The 14,129-nt window shown below is 51.5% G+C and carries 13 protein-coding genes; 3 read left to right on the forward strand and 10 right to left on the reverse strand.

The genetic code is table 11. The annotated features are described in order from the left end of the window. The first annotated feature begins 70 nt into the window (after positions 1–70). The gene (locus tag JHJ32_RS03485; RefSeq protein ID WP_233632455.1) at positions 71–1,387 is read left to right on the forward strand and encodes a sorbosone dehydrogenase family protein; all 1,317 of its coding nucleotides are present in this window, start codon (positions 71–73) and stop codon (positions 1,385–1,387) included. A 72-nt stretch (positions 1,388–1,459) separates the two neighbouring features. Here JHJ32_RS03485 and JHJ32_RS03490 read toward each other — a convergent pair whose 3' ends face one another. From JHJ32_RS03490 to JHJ32_RS03525, 8 genes are all read right to left on the reverse strand, one after another. After that, positions 1,460–2,944 carry an NADH-quinone oxidoreductase subunit N gene (locus tag JHJ32_RS03490; RefSeq protein ID WP_200119887.1) on the reverse strand — a complete coding sequence of 495 codons (1,485 nt, stop codon included), beginning with the start codon at positions 2,942–2,944 and terminating at the stop codon, positions 1,460–1,462. A 68-nt stretch (positions 2,945–3,012) separates the two neighbouring features. Next, positions 3,013–4,623, reverse strand: coding sequence for a NuoM family protein (locus JHJ32_RS03495; protein WP_200119888.1), 1,611 nt, complete (start codon positions 4,621–4,623; stop codon positions 3,013–3,015). Then, positions 4,620–6,668 carry an NADH-quinone oxidoreductase subunit L gene (gene nuoL, locus JHJ32_RS03500; RefSeq protein ID WP_200119889.1) on the reverse strand — a complete coding sequence of 683 codons (2,049 nt, stop codon included), beginning with the start codon at positions 6,666–6,668 and terminating at the stop codon, positions 4,620–4,622. Before nuoL ends, JHJ32_RS03495 begins: the two co-directional genes overlap by 4 nt. A 10-nt stretch (positions 6,669–6,678) precedes the next feature. Continuing rightward, entirely contained in the window at positions 6,679–6,984 is a 306-nt protein-coding gene (nuoK, locus tag JHJ32_RS03505) for an NADH-quinone oxidoreductase subunit NuoK (RefSeq protein WP_079716772.1), read from the reverse strand. Continuing rightward, a complete protein-coding gene (locus tag JHJ32_RS03510) occupies positions 6,981–7,523 on the reverse strand; it encodes an NADH-quinone oxidoreductase subunit J (RefSeq protein ID WP_233632456.1) in 543 nt (180 codons plus the stop codon). Before JHJ32_RS03510 ends, nuoK begins: the two co-directional genes overlap by 4 nt. Positions 7,524–7,529: 6 nt before the next feature. After that, a complete protein-coding gene (locus tag JHJ32_RS03515; RefSeq protein WP_200119890.1) occupies positions 7,530–8,090 on the reverse strand; it encodes a 4Fe-4S binding protein in 561 nt (186 codons plus the stop codon). A gap of 38 nt (positions 8,091–8,128) precedes the next feature. Next, positions 8,129–9,211, reverse strand: a complete 1,083-nt coding sequence (locus JHJ32_RS03520; RefSeq protein ID WP_079716770.1) for a complex I subunit 1 family protein — start codon at positions 9,209–9,211, stop codon at positions 8,129–8,131. A gap of 136 nt (positions 9,212–9,347) precedes the next feature. Further along, on the reverse strand, positions 9,348–10,634 hold the full coding sequence (locus tag JHJ32_RS03525) for a citrate synthase (RefSeq protein ID WP_079716769.1): 1,287 nt from the start codon (positions 10,632–10,634) through the stop codon (positions 9,348–9,350). Positions 10,635–10,834: 200 nt separating this feature from the next. On the opposite strand from JHJ32_RS03525, the gene JHJ32_RS03530 reads away from it, so the two are divergent. Beyond that, positions 10,835–11,200, forward strand: coding sequence for a BlaI/MecI/CopY family transcriptional regulator (locus tag JHJ32_RS03530; protein ID WP_079716768.1), 366 nt, complete (start codon positions 10,835–10,837; stop codon positions 11,198–11,200). Positions 11,201–11,202: 2 nt separating this feature from the next. Further along, entirely contained in the window at positions 11,203–12,891 is a 1,689-nt protein-coding gene (locus JHJ32_RS03535) for a M56 family metallopeptidase (protein ID WP_200119892.1), read from the forward strand. 38 nt (positions 12,892–12,929) lie between these two features. Here JHJ32_RS03535 and pth read toward each other — a convergent pair whose 3' ends face one another. Both pth and JHJ32_RS03545 read right to left on the reverse strand, forming a co-directional pair. Next, positions 12,930–13,496, reverse strand: coding sequence for an aminoacyl-tRNA hydrolase (gene pth / locus JHJ32_RS03540; protein WP_079716766.1), 567 nt, complete (start codon positions 13,494–13,496; stop codon positions 12,930–12,932). A 108-nt stretch (positions 13,497–13,604) separates the two neighbouring features. Then, positions 13,605–13,859 carry a hypothetical protein gene (locus JHJ32_RS03545; RefSeq protein WP_200119894.1) on the reverse strand — a complete coding sequence of 85 codons (255 nt, stop codon included), beginning with the start codon at positions 13,857–13,859 and terminating at the stop codon, positions 13,605–13,607. Between the last annotated feature and the right edge of the window lie 270 nt (positions 13,860–14,129).

Raw genomic sequence — 14,129 nt, forward strand, 5'->3', positions numbered from 1 at the left:
ACGGAAAGACAAACATTTGCGATAGCCAGTTGTTGGCTACGATGTAATCAAGCATTAGGTAAATCGCAATATGAAGAAGTCACCCAAATTATTGTCTGGCACGTTTTTCAGGTTTTTTGTCTGCTGTATGGCAGTATCTGCTTATCCGATTTCGAGTGCATTTACGCAGGAAGTTGTCGAGTATGGGACGGATGTAACGCTGCCGCAGCCGATGGCGACGCCGTCGGCAACCAAGTTGTCCAAGGTTATTGGTTGGCCGGAGGGGCAGAAGCCGACCGCCCCGGAAGGCTATCGGGTCGTAAAGTTTGCCGATAAGCTGAATAGCCCGCGATGGATTTACCAAGCACCGAATGGCGACATTTTTGTGTCAGAAGCGCGCACGGTGAAACGTGGTGCCGAACGCATCAAAGATTTGGTCAGCGGGAAAGCCAAATCCCGAAACGAAAACCTGGCGGTCAGCTCGCATCAAATCATTCTCCTCAGGGATACGGACGGCGATGCCAAACCCGACTTGCAGCGCGTTTATCTGGACGGCTTGAACCAGCCCTTCGGTATGCTTGTACTGGGCGACTATTTCTATGTAGCAAATACCGATGGGCTGTGGCGGTTCCCCTATGACCCGGAAGCATCGAGTATCGTGGCCGAAGGGGAGAAGCTGCTGGCGCTGCCGGCTGGCGGATATAACAACCATTGGACACGCAATATCGTTGCCAATGCCGATGGGAGCAAAATTTATATTTCGGTCGGATCCGGCAGCAATGTGGGTGAAAACGGCATGGAGCATGAAGTCCGGCGGGCAAACATTATCGAGGTCGCCCCGGATGGCACGGGCGAACGTATCTTCGCATCGGGCCTGCGCAATCCGGTAGGTATGGATTGGGAACCGCAAACCGGTGTGCTTTGGACGGCTGTCAATGAGCGCGACGAACTGGGCGATGCGTTGGTGCCGGATTATATCACAGCTGTACAGGAGGGCGGTTTTTACGGATGGCCCTATGCTTATTGGGGCAAGCATCCCGACCCGAATTGGAAAGGACAACATGAGGATTTGGTTGCCAAAAGCATTGTGCCAGATTATGCCCTGGGATCACATACGGCATCGCTGGGACTGGCTTTCAGTAAACATGAAGGATTCCCGTCGGGTGCTTACATTGGCCAGCATGGGTCGTGGAATCGCTCCGAATTGGTGGGCTATAAAGTCGTCTACGTACCTTTTGATAATGGCAAGCCGACCGGTATGCCGGAGGATTTTCTCTCCGGGTTCATCGCCGATGCGGAAAAAGGCGAGGTATATGGCCGTCCGGTGGGCGTGACCTTCACGCAACAAGGCTACCTGTTGGTGACAGACGATGCCGCCAATACCATTTGGGCGGTAGTGCCGGAATAACGGACTCTTACACGCTGCTTTATGCTGTCAGAATAAAAAGCGATGATGTGTTGGCCAAGCATACAGGCAAAGTTAGGCCATCAACCAACCCGGGAAAATGCCCAGCAGCAATACAGCCGCGGCCATAAGTAGGGCCAGGCCAACGACAATGGGGTGCGCGGGCAGGGTTTCCCTTTCCTGTTCCGGTTGCCGTAGAAATGCATGCAATGGCACCTTGAAGTAATAAAAGAGAGAAATGACGGTAGTAAGCGCGCCAACGATGAGCAGCAACAGCATGCCGGCGTTGCCCGTCAGCTGCCAATTGTTGAATACCGCACTGAATACGAGTAGTTTGGCGACGAACCCTGCGGTGGGGGGTAGACCGGTAAGCGATATCAGCAGGATGACGAAGCTGACGAAGGCCGTGGGAAGTACCTTACCCAATCCGCGGTACTCGTCGACGTCGACTGCACCCGTGCGTGCTTCAATGTAATCGGCCAGCATGAATACGCCCATATTCATCAGCGCATATACAGCAAGGTAAAACAAGAGAATGGCAAATTCCCCGGATGAGTAGGCCAGTACCGCCATCATGAGAAAACCGGTATGGCCGATAGAAGAGTAAGCCATCATCCGCTTCACGTTGGTTTGGCGCAGCGCGGCGAGGTTGCCAAGCAGCATAGTCACGATAGCTGATACCAGTATCAGGGTATGTAAGTACTGGAAAGCATCGCTGTCTGCAGGCCAGGCATAGCGTATTCGCGCCAGCAAAGCCACGCCCGCAATTTTCGGCGCGGTGGAAAGGAACGCCGTCACAGGCGTAGACGCCCCCTGGTATACGTCGGGGGTCCAGAAGTGGAAAGGCACAAACGACAGCTTGAACCCGATGCCTGTGAAGACGAACAGCAACGCCGTAGCAACGAGCAGGGGAGCGGTACCTTCCAGTCCTTGGATATGGGCGGCTGACGTAAAATTGAGATCGCCCGTGAAGCCGTACATAAATGATAGGCCGTATAGCATCACGGCGGAACATACCGAACCAAATAGCACGTACTTCATGGCGGCTTCGGTCTGCCGGGCCTCCTTGGCGAGGTATCCCACCATGAGGTAAGAACCGATGGACACCATTTCTATAGCCACGAAGACCATCAGCCAATTGGTGGCCACTCCCATGAGATTGAGGCCGATATGTACGGCCAGCAAGATGCTGTATAAATCGGACGTCTTCTTCCGATGTGCGTTGAATCCCGGATTTGCTTTTGCAAACAGTATGAACAGCAAGCAAACGGCAGCGGTCAGCAGACGGGCATAACGGCCAAAGGCATCCATCGTCGCCATCCCGAACAGCAGATTGTCGACAGCGGGTAATGCCAGTTGCCAGGCGCTGCACACCCCGGCAAGCACAATGCCAACCGTGGTGACAGCAAACGAGGCGTGCCGCCAATAACGGTCGGCAAACAACCCGGCACCTATGCCTGTAAGGAACGTTGCTGTCAGGACCAGTTCGGGCAGCAGCATCGGCAGCCCTGCGAGGACATGGTCCAGTTTGTTGCTTATATTGGGTAAAAGCTCGGTCATTATATGTCTTTACAGCTTACAGTCCAAGTTTATGGCTTAGCGCCTAAGCTCACAACCTATTAGTCGTTTCAATGATCTACTCCTGTTACCAGCTCCACCAGCGCCAATACTGATGCGTTGATGTTATCCAAGGCTAAGGCCGGATATACACCCAATGCCAGTGTCAGGGCAAGCATCGGCACCATGACGAATGTCTCGCGCGGGGAGGCATCGGAGAGGGCTGCCACCCACGCGTTGCCACCCTTGACACGGAGCTGCCCAAAAAACATTCGTTGCAGCGTCCAAAGGAAATATACCGCACTAAGCAGGATGCCAATCGATCCGCCAATGGCCATCCATCGTGGCAGCAGACCATGCAAACCCTCAGCGTTGAATGCCCCGATGATAACGAATGCCTCCCCAATGAATGCCGAGAAACCGGGTAGCCCCAGTGATGCGAAGAATGTGATGGCCACAAATACCGTAAACCGGGGCATCAGGCTTGCCAGCCCCCGGAAATGGTAGATATCGCGATCGTGCACGCGGTCGTACAGCATGCCGACGAGAAAAAACAGCGCCGCCGATAGGAAGCCATGGCTGATTAGCTGGAATACTGCCCCAGCAGTGCCTTCCACGGTGAAGGAGGCTATACCGAGCATTACGAAACCCATATGCGACACAGACGAGTAGGCGATCATGCGCTTCAGGTCGCGCTGGCCCAGGGCGACCAATGCCCCATAGATGATGGATACCACGCCGATGAGCCCCAACCACCAAGCAGACTGCAATGCGGCATCAGGGAAAATGCTGAAGCAAACCCGCAGGATACCGTATCCGCCGATTTTGAGCAAGATCCCCGCAAGGATGATCGAAATCGGCGTAGGCGCTTCGACGTGCGCATCGGGCAGCCAGGTGTGCAGTGGTACCACAGGTACTTTAATGGCAAAGGCGACGAACAAAACGATGAAGCCGAGCAACCGGGCCGAGATGCCGAACAATTCCCGCTGGGCAAAGGCCGAAAAGATGGAATCGGGGGCATAATTAGCCGGATTCATCATGTGCAACATGTTGAACGTGTGGGCGCCGGTATCCGGATTGGTCACCGAGAAATAAAGCCCCACAATGACCAAAAGCATAAATACCGAACCAAATAAGGTATACAGGAAAAATTTGATGGCCGCATATTCGCGCCGCGCGCCGCCCCAAATGCCGATGAGGAAATACAAGGGAAGCAGCATCAATTCATAAAAGACGTAAAATAGGAAAAAATCGAGGGCGGAGAATACGCCCATCACGGCCATATCCAACACCATCAGGAGGATGAAATAACCTTTTACACGCTTTTGAATGTCCCATGAAGCACCAATTGCGATAACCATCACGAACGCTGTAAGGAAAAGAAACGGCATGGAGAGGCCATCGACGCCGACATAATAGTCGATTTCCAACAGGCCAAGGCTGCCCATGTCCAACCGTATCCAAGGCACATGATCGACAAACTGGTATAATCTTTCTTCCGTAATGCCGGATCCCTTGGGGTGAAACAACCAATACATTGCCCCGCTCAATAGCAATTGAAGGAGCCCGGTGATTAATGCGATGTATTTATAAACAGTCTTTTTGGTTGATGGCACAAGCATCATCAACATGGCGGCAGCCAGCGGCAAAAAAATCAGTATGGTCAATAAATGCGGGTTCATGCTTGCGCGAATATAAGATAAAGCAAAATCAACAGAATAATAAAAAATACCAGGGCAAGGTATTGCTGTACCCTGCCGGTCTGTGAACGTCTCAGCACATTGCCGGCACCCCAGGCCAGCTTACCCACCAGGCGGACGGCGCCATCCACGATGTGCCGGTCTATCCATGTGGTTATGCCTGCGAGCGCCCGTCCCGCAGCCGCTATACCGTTTATGATGCCATCCACCACATGGCGATCCGTCCACCACAGCAGGGCCGACAATTTAAGCAGCGGACGGACAATGGCAGCACCGTATAGCTCGTTTACATAGCCTTGGCGTTCGGACAGCCGATACAACGCTCCTGTAGTGTTGAGTGGATAATGCCCGCGGATATACCAGCGCCAAACGACCACAGCCACGATTATTGTTGTTATTGTTGCCAAGATGGGCACAAGCAGGTGCAACAGGCGGAGTGGCGGCAATGTAGGCAATTCCGCGGCGATGCCTTGCAGCAGCCAAACCTGTCCATCATTCAGCGGATTAAACGTGAATAAAGGAAAAAGCGAGCAAAACGCGAGGAACACCATGGGTACCAGCATCTGCCGGGGGGCTTCATGCGCGCTGACACCCTTGTTGGCCAATATGGCGGCCGGCCGTGCAAAGAACACCTTAGCTAATAAACGGAAAATATAAAAGCTGGTCAGTATGCTCACGATGGCAAGCACATAAGGGATGGCACTGACAGGCCCCCGTTGCAGGGCGGCCCATTCAAAGGCATGCACGAGCAGGGCATCCTTGGAAAGATAGCCAGCGGTCAGCGGGAAGCCGACCAACGCAAGTGATGCGATGAGCATGGTAGCAAACGTTATAGGCATCCGCTTGCGCAGGCCGCCCATATACCGGATATCCTGTGGGTCGATGGCCAGCCCATGTTTTTCCTTCATGTGCTGCATCTCGTGGATGATGGCACCCGCTGCCAGGAAAAGCAAGCATTTAAAAAAAGCGTGGGTGACAAGGTGAAACAGCGCGATGTGGTACATGCCGATACCGATACCGGTCATCATGAAACCCAGTTGTGAGATGGTTGAAAACGCCAGAATTTTTTTGATATCGTATTGGGTCAGCGCAAAATAGGCCGCGACGAAAGCCGTAATGGTGCCGGTGGTGGCGATAACCAGCAACATCGCTTCGTTGAACAACGGAAACACCCGGGCGAGCAGGAAGACGCCGGCGGCCACCATGGTAGCTGCGTGGATGAGTGACGACACGGAGGTAGGCCCCTCCATGGCATCCGGCAGCCATACATGAAAAGGGAATTGTGCCGACTTGGCCATAGCACCGAGGAAAAAAGCAAATCCCGCGACGGTGAGCCAGCCGGCTGTGAGGGTGCCTTTCCCGTTGGCAGCCGGTATATCAGCCCCGGCAGGCGCAGCAAACACCCCTTGCGGGCCAAAAAGCGCCTGGACGTCCAGTGTGCCAACACTGCTATAGACCATGGCAATGCCTACGAGAAATCCGATATCACCGACACGGTTTATAATGAATGCTTTTTTGTTGGCATGGGCCGCCGCATCCCGGGTATACCAGAAGCCAATGAGCAGGTAGGAAGCAAAGCCTACAAGTTCCCAAAATATGTACATCAGCAACAGGTTGTCGGCCACCACCAGTCCAAGCATGGCAAAACAAAATAAGCTTAAGTAAGCCCAGTACCGGTGGATGCCCGGGTCGCCTTTCATATAGGCAAAGGAATAGGCGTGGACCGGCAGCGCGATAAGGCAGACCAGTAGGAGCATCAGCACAGCGGCATTGTCCAAAAGTAGACCTACATGAAACGCATGCTGGCCTATCGTAAACCAATGCCAGCGTACGTGGATAGGATCATGGCCCCATACCTGCGCGAACGCATATCCTGCAGCCAGGAGGCTGAGGGAGATGGCAACGATGGCCACGGTTCCATGTCTGGCTTTTTTGCCCAGTGCGATGGAAAGGAGAAAACCCGCGAAAGGCAACAACACCGCCGATAAGGCAGCCAACAGCGGATATGTCAGTGTGAGGTTAGGCAATGTCGTTTTGTTAATCTTTTAAGTTTCTAATGTCCTCGGGGTTGACCGATTTGTAAAATTTATATACATTCAGGATGATGGCCAATGCGACGGCTACCGCTGCCGCAGCCAGTACGATGGCAAAAAGCGCAAAAACCTGTCCACCATAGAACGCTTTATCATAGCGGCTGAAGGCCACAAGGTTCACAATCGCCGCATTAATCATCAGTTCAATGCCTACCAATACCAAGATCGCATTGCGGCGTGCCAAGACGGCATAAAGGCCGATTGAAAACAGGCAGGCACCGACGACCAGGAAGTGCGTGAGTGTAATCATGGCGTCTCCTCCTTTCGAGTCAGGTGGGCCGCGCCGATTAAGGCCATCATCAGGAGTATGGAGACCACTTCAAATGGCAGCAGGTATTGGGTCATCACCTGTACACCGATGTGTTGCACAGTGTTGTCCCCCGGTTGGATGGTCGTCCCCGCCGTTTTGGAAGCGGTTATCCAGGCAGGTTCATCCGCACCAACCTGTATGGCGGTATGGATTAATATCGCAAGGAAGGAAACCGCAATCAACAGCGCTTGCCACACCGGCATCGCGAAGAAGTGGGATACACCACGCTGGAGCTGGTTGAGCAACTCCTTATTAGAAAGCATGAAAGCAAACAGCAGTAATACCAATACACCACCCACATAAATAAGCAGTTGTGTGATAGCGATGAAGTCGGCCAAGGCAAAAACGTATAAACCCGCTACCGAGAAAAGAACGATAAAAAACAAGAATAGCGCACGGGCAATATTACGCATACTGACCAACAAGATGGCCGAACCGATTGCCATGGCTGCAAAGCCGTAAAATACCAGTGTTTCCATAGCCAGCTATTTCCTTTTTGCCGCCTCCTTTTCGGCCTGGAATAGGGACCATTCCCGTTTTTTTTCTTCTATCTCCTGGGGGCTCATCTCCGCAAAGGAATAGGTCAGTTCCGCCAGATTGGTCATACTGCGATCGTATAGGTCCGTCATGGTGATGCATTCCGTGGGACATACCACCGTGCATAGTCCGCAATACATGCATTTGGCCATGTCGATATCAAATTTGGCAGCATATAAGCGTTTGACGCTACCGTCGGAAGTTTTACCGATGACGCCTGTGGCTTTGACAGATTCGATGGTGATGCAGTCTACGGGACAGGCCTTGGCGCATAGGTCGCAGACAATGCAGTCGTCTATCTCCACATCAAGTTGGTAGCGGGCTACTTCGGGAATAGGCATCTTCTCCTTGGGGAATTGTACCGTGGTAACCCCTTCCTGTTTGTCGAAATAACCTGCCTTACGTATGTCCAGCGCATGGCGAGACCTGCGCGCGCCGATGAAGTGCGCCAGCGTGATAGCTAATCCCTTCGCTGCGGTAATGAATGCTTGTAAGGTCGTTTTGAACATTTTTTTAAATTTTTTGTGGTGGGAGGGCCAGTTCCCAATCACCCACCAACGATCACCCACACCCGCCATATCCCCGAAAGGGCCATACAGAGGAACGCCAATGGAGTAAGCACCTTCCAGCAAAGCGCCATAAGCTGGTCAGCCCGCAGGCGGGGTAAAGTCCACCGAATCCACATTTGGAGGCCCACGACAAGTAACGTCTTGATGAGTGTCCAGAAAATCCCCCAAGCCAGCCCCGTGGTCCAATCTGCCAGCTTCACCGTCCCGATGTTGGGTAATGGTGTATTCCATCCGCCAAGAAAGACCGTCACGCCAATCATGGCTACCAGAAACATCATGGCATACTCCGCCAGAAAAATAAACGCGAACCGCAGGCCGCCATATTCGGTATGGAAGCCCCCGACCAATTCGGATTCGGCTTCGGGAATGTCAAACGGCGCGCGGTTGCATTCTGCAAGCGAAGCGATGAAAAAAATAACGTATGCAAGTAAAAGGTGCGGAGCTTGGAAGATGTTCCAAGCCAGTATACCGCCGATGTGGCTGACATCCCAGAGCCCGAGAAACAGGATGCGCTCATCTTCAACCATAATACCTTGTTGGCGTGTGATTTCCTGCATATCAAGTGTCTGCGCGATCATTACGGCGGCAATCAATGCGATGCCGGCGGGAATCTCATAGGAGATGATCTGCGCCACAGCCCGCATGGAGCCAAGCAGTGAAAACTTATTGTTGGATCCCCATCCGGCCATCAGGAGGCCGATGGCATCAACCGAAACGATGGCCAACCCATAAAAAAGCCCCAAATGAAGTGCTGCCGGGGCAATGCCCGGTGCCCAAGGCATCACGACAAAACCCAAAAAAACGGCAGCGAAGATGACAACAGGCGCTACGCTGAACAATATGCTGTCGGCTGCCGAAGGCGTGATAAATTCCTTTTGGATAAGCTTGAGGATATCGGCCAAGGTTTGTAGGCTGCCGTACTTGCCCGTTTCCATCGGACCAAGACGATCCTGGACGAAGCCGGCTATCTTGCGCTCGCTGTATACCGCAAATAAGGTGAAAAGTGCAATGAACCCAAATAATGCGATGGCGACAATGATGTATGTAATATAGAAGACCACGTTGCTTTACACGCTAAAACATTCGTGCAAACATAAGGAATTGGCCCGATAATACGCAGCGGGACGCTAGATTATTTTGAATGATTCTAAGCGTGTAAACCCAACCGATGCTCGAATCCGTTGGGTTTACAAAAGATTATCGTTGATCCAACGGCACATAATCTCTTATCGTGCTGCCGGTGTATATCTGCCTGGGGCGACCGATGGGTTCCTTGTTGGCTTTCATTTCCTTCCATTGGGCAATCCATCCGGGTAGCCTTCCCAGTGCAAACAACACGGTAAACATATCCGTCGGGAAGCCCAATGCACGGTAGATAATCCCCGAATAAAAATCAACATTGGGATAAAGCTTGCGGTCCACAAAGTACTGGTCTTTCAGTGCAGCCTCCTCAAGCTCTTTGGCAATGTCAAGTACCGGATCATTGATGCCCAGTTTATCCAGCACCTCATCACAGGCCTTTTTTATAATTTTTGCACGCGGGTCGAAATTTTTGTATACACGGTGACCGAAGCCCATCAACCGGAAGGGGTCGTTTTTGTCTTTTGCCTTGGCCAACCATTTTGCACTGTTGCCGCCATCGTTTTTGATGTTTTCGAGCATCTCAATGACCGCTTGGTTGGCGCCGCCGTGCAGCGGCCCCCAAAGTGCGGAGATGCCAGCTGATATGGACGCATATAAATTGGCATTTGAAGAGCCTACGATACGCACTGTGGACGTCGAGCAGTTTTGTTCATGGTCGGCGTGCAAGATAAGCAGTTTATGCATCGCACTTACCACCGATTTATCAATGACAATGTCTTCGGTGATTTGGCCGAATGTCATATTGAGGAAATTGTGCACATAGTTGAGCTCATTGCGGGGATAAATAACGGGGTGGCCGAGGGATTTCTTATAGATCCATGATACGATGGTCGGCATCTTGGCCAATAGCTTGATGATGGTCAGGTTTTCTTCTTCCTCACTGGGATTGGGGTTAAGTGATTCAGGGTAGAAAGCTGACAGTGCTCCCACCAGGCAGGAGAGCTGCCCCATAGGATGCGATTTTGATGGAAAACCATCAAAAAATTTTTTCATGTCTTCATGGATGAGCGTATGGCGGCTGATTTTCTTCCTGAAGTCAAGTAAGGTGTCTGAAGAAGGCAATTCGCCATAAATCAGCAGGTACGCCACTTCCAAAAATGTCGAATGTTCAGCCAATTGCTCAATCGGATACCCTCGGTAGCGGAGTACGCCTTTTTCCCCGTCTAAAAATGTGATGGCACTTTTAGTGGCCCCCGTATTTTTGTACCCTGGGTCAACGGTAATTGCTCCCGACACATCGCGCAATTTCGATATATCGATACCTTGTTCATTTTCTGTGCCTGTGATAACAGGCAGTTCATAGGATTTTCCGTTTAATGATATTGAAGCTGTTTCTGACATAATCTAATTGGATGAATTGCAAATGTAATGAAATTGGGAAAATATAAAAGCGTTTAAACAGATTATTTGATGCCATTTTAATGTTAAATTAATATAATAACGACGGTGGCCAATGTGTGGCACCATAAAACAAATCATTTTTAACGGAAATATTGGAGTTCTACGTTTTTCTCGTAACTTTACGTCACGAACATAAGCAAATGGAAAAACTGACTATTCAGGAAGAGGACGCCATGCAATTGATTTGGCGCAACAACGGTGGATTCGTCAAAGAGTTGCTTGAGCGCATGCCGGGAGAAAAAGTGCCGTACACTACGCTGGCTTCCACCATAAAAAACTTGCAGCGCAAGGGGTATGTAAAGGCAGTAAAGTATGCCAACGCTTATCGGTACGAGGCAATCGTTGCGGAGGAAGATTACAAAAAAATGTTTATGAGCGGTTTTGTGAGCGACTACTTCAAAAATTCCTATAAAGAACTGGTGAGTTTTTTCGCTAAGGAAGAAAAAATCAGTGCGGATGAACTGGACGACATCATCAGGATGATTAAGGAAGAAAAAAGCGAATAGCCGTGCCTGATGTTGTCATATACCTGCTGAAGGCCAATCTGGCCGTTATCCTGTTTTACGTTGTCTACAGATGGCTGTTGCGCAAGCTGACATTCTACACCCTCAACCGGTTTTACCTGTTGTTTGCCTTGTTTTTTTCGATGGGCTATCCCCTGGTGGACGTGGGTGCCCTGTTGGAGAAGGCTGATCAGACGTTGCCAGGCGAGGTTGTCTATATCATTCCTGACTGGCAGCAGGTACCTGCGGATACGTTTGATTGGTGGCCGCTGATTACGGCATTGATAGGCGGTGGCGTGGCATGGTTTGCCATGAAGTTGTTGATGCGGCTGGGCAGCTTGTGGCGCATACACCGCGGGTCGCGGCCGGCAATGTGGCGGCTATTCCGTTACCGGCAGGTTTTTGGTAATGTGCTCCCTTTTTCTTTCTGGCAGCACATCTATGTCAATGTACACAACCACAGTGAATGTGAACTGGAGGAGATTTTTGAACACGAACAAATCCATGTGGACGGGCTGCATACGCTGGACGTCTTATTGGCCGAATTATGCGGCGTGATTTGCTGGTTTAACCCTGGTGCTTGGCTGATCCGCCATGCAATCTACGAGAACCTGGAATTCATCACCGACAGGAGGGTGCTGCAAAGCGGCGTGGATAAGAAAGCCTATCAGTACAGCCTGCTGAAGGTAGGTACCTATGCGGCCGGCAATCCGGCTATCGGGAACGGGTTTAATTTCAAAAGCCTGAAGCGCCGGATTGCGATGATGAATAAACGGCGATCGTCGCGGTTGCAGCTGGGGAAATACATGGTTGCCATCCCCGCAGTTGCTGTTTTCGTGCTGGTATTTACGGTGACAAAAGCATACCAGCATCGAACAGAAATGGATGGCCTACATCCGGCCGGCATTATTCCGGCTGTCGCGACGGCGGTGGATACTCCCTCCGTAGCAACGGTATCCGACGACGACGCTCCGATGATGCTTGACGGCGGCTCGGACCCTATCGGGGAAACGGTGCCCAAGGGGACCGTTCGGGACAATCGCGCAGCGGAGCGGCTCAACTTCGCCGATATGTTTCCTAACGTGCCGCTGGCTAAGCAGGCTGCTTGGCGGACAGATAGCCTTTCTTCATCACCGCCATTATTTGTTGTAGATGGAGAAATATATCCCGAGCGGGATTTAAACGGGCTGAATCCGAACCATATCGAACGCATTGATGTGCTCAAAGGAGGAGAAGCTGCAACGGCACTGTATGGCCGCCGTGGCGATAACGGTATCGTATATATAACGACGAAGCGGGATGCCTCGGAGGGTGGCGGCCGCCGCACGTTGGATGGACTCGAAGAGGTTGCTGTTGTGGGAAGTCCGATGCGCACCACGGATACGCTTCAGGAAAGTAGCATCCGCATCAGGGGCTACGGCATGCAAACGCTGGGAGACAACGCCGTGACGGACAACAATGCGGACAATGCCGCAGGCCGTGTGGCTATCAGGGGCGTAGCAACGGGCAATGCAGACTTCAATGGGGCTTTGGTTATCATTGATGGCGAAGAAAAAGAGGACATGACGCTCAAGCTGCTTCCTCCCGATGATATTGAGGCGATCCGCGTATGGAAGGACAAGGCGGCGGTCGACAAGTACGGCGACAAAGGGCGGAATGGTGTGATTGAAATCACGACCAAGCGCCGGCAATGATTTAGGTAGCCTTGGGGACCTGCAAATTTGGAAAGGAGCTATTTGTTGAACTGTGTCATGGTCAGCTCCACACCTACGTGGACAACGCTGTTTACCATCTGTACCGCACGTTCGATGAGGGTGGGTAATTCCAACAATTCATCGTCATCAAATCCGCTTAGCACGTAATCTACCTGCCTACCTTTCGGAAAGTTATCGCCGATGCCAAAGCGCAGCCGGGGGTACCCTTGCCCTCCGCACAGTGCTTCGATGTTTTTTAGTCCGTTGTGGCCGGCGCTACTGCCTTTGGGCCGCAGCCGTATCTTGCCAAATGGCAGGGCGAGATCATCTACAATCACCAGGATATCTTCCAATGGAATCTTCAACTCGTGCATCCAGTAATTGACGGCTTTGCCACTTAAGTTCATATAGGTGGTCGGCTTGATGACGTATACGCTGTTGCCGCGTTGCCGGTATTCGGTATAGTAAGCATGCCGAAGAGTGGAGAAGGTAGTTCCTGCTTGTTTAGCCAGCTCATCGGCTACCATGAAGCCAATATTGTGCCGGGTATCCGCATATTCCGGGCCAATGTTGCCAAGGCCCACTATCAACGTTTTTTTTGCCATTAACTGTTATGATGCTGCTTGTTATTTATTGTGCTGGACAGCACGATTGCTACATCGTCCGGCACTGTACGCATCGATGGCAGCAAAGATATACATAAAGGCTTAAAGCTAAAACATGTAATCTTCCAGCTTCATTGGGTATCCCCCTGGAAATTCACCGTATACATGGAGATAAGCCAATACATCTTCAGGTGTTTTCCGCTTGGTGATTTCTTCAAATATCTTCGCGAAGTCCAACGGATCAACATGGGCAACTTTGTAAGTTGCAAGAATTTCAATGATTGACTCCCCGATTGTTTCGGGGGTATCGGCGGAATATGGGGAATTTATTCCCAGGGATAGCTCACGGTATTCGTCCTGCATATATGCTTCTCTCGGTACTTAAGGCGGAAGCTGAGAAAATCCACAACCCTTCTATACCGGTACAGAGAATATCGGTCATCCATCGCTTCAACATAAAGTTTCCTGTAGGGACTTTTGCCCCAACCTTGAGGCGCTGTCTGTTCCAGAAGCCTCGGTGATTCGCTGTAGACTCCCGCCATTAGCTCCAATAAATCGTTCTTAGGAAAAGGGATTTGTTCGAGCTCATCCTGCCGACCTCCTGTGTTGGGCCGCACAATGCAACTTGCGTGG

The organism is Parapedobacter sp. ISTM3, from assembly GCF_016533505.1.
In the GTDB taxonomy this organism is placed as follows: Bacteria; Bacteroidota; Bacteroidia; order Sphingobacteriales; family Sphingobacteriaceae; genus Parapedobacter; species Parapedobacter luteus.